Annotated in this window: 1 protein-coding gene; it reads right to left on the minus strand. The window is 69.1% G+C overall.

The features are described from left to right. Positions 1–32: 32 nt before the first annotated feature. Entirely contained in the window at positions 33–1,265 is a 1,233-nt protein-coding gene (locus ACFCZF_RS40895) for an ISL3 family transposase (protein ID WP_376675995.1), read from the minus strand. Position 1,266 lies beyond the last annotated feature (1 nt).

The raw sequence follows: 1,266 nt of genomic DNA on the forward strand, positions 1-1,266 counted from the left end.
GGCTCTTCGGCACTTTCCGTGAAGCGAGCTGGTCAGTGCGCCAGGAGGATGCGTCTTCGCAGGAGGTCGAAGCCGGCCCGGCCGTAGTGCTGGCGCTTGAGGAGCTTGATCCTCGTGACATTGCCCTCGACGGCACCTGAGTTCAGCGGAAGGGTGAGTCCGGCGGTGACGGCGGCGAGGTCCTTGCGAAGCCCGTTGGCGAAAGTGCGGATTTCCTTGACCTGGGAGCCGTCGGCCTGGGTGAGCCAGTCACCGAGCCGGTCACCCTCGCGGCGTCGGAGGATGGTGGCGAAGCCGCGGGCCAGGCGGCAGGCTTCGGTGATCTCCGGGCAGCGGGTGCACACGTCCTTGAGGTCCTGGCGGGCCTGGTCGCTCTGATTCTCCGGCCGTCCGATGATCCACCGGACGATATCGGCGACTGCGGGTGGTGGTGGCGGAACGGCTCGCGGGCCGTTGTGCCTGGCCAGGGAATTGAGGAAGCGCCGGACACTCTTGCGGCCCCCGAGGTAGCCGCGGGCGGCGATCTCGTCGCGCAGGGTCTGCGCGTTGTTGCATCCTTCGGTCCACCGCCGCGCGAGATGCGGCTTGTGCGGCGTCAGCGCGCTGGTGCGGCGGGGCCGCTCGCGCATCAGCGACTCGGCGGTGGCGACCTTGGCGTATCGCCGTACCGTTTTGCGGTCGAGCCCGAGCCGTGCGCTGATCGCTGCGATGGTGAGGCCCTGCTGGAACAGGGCCTGTACGTCGTAGTGCCGTTCCCGGATCTTGCGCTCGTAGGCGGACTCTTCCTCCAGCTCCTTGGCCGGGGCGGGAGCCGTCTCGGGCTCGCGGGCTTTCAGGCAGGAGCGGTGCCGGGTGACCGTCTTCTCCAGCCCGGTGGCGAGGTTGTGGAGCAAATGCCACCGGTCTGCGACCTGCGGGATTCCAGGCTGCCCGCGTTCGGCGCCCTCGGCGAAGGCGCCGCCGCGGTCACGGCAGACCGTGCCGATATGCGGGTGCTCGCGGAGCCAGTCGGCGAAGGTGTCGGCCGTGTGGTCGGGCAGGACATCGACAGGCCGGTGGCTGGCCATGTCGATAAGGATGGCGCCGAAGCGCCGGCCCCGGCGGAAGGCGAACTCGTCAACACCGAGCACGGTCAGCTCGGGGACTTTCGGAAGGTCTATGGCGCGGATCAGCCGCAGCAACGTGGGCCCACTCACGGGGACGGCCAAGTGCTCGGCAAGGCGTTCACCAGCCTGTCCACCCAGCGCCAACGCAACCTGCCGCAAG

Source organism: Streptomyces sp. NPDC056296 (assembly GCF_042268605.1).
Taxonomy (GTDB): Bacteria; Actinomycetota; Actinomycetes; order Streptomycetales; family Streptomycetaceae; genus Streptomyces.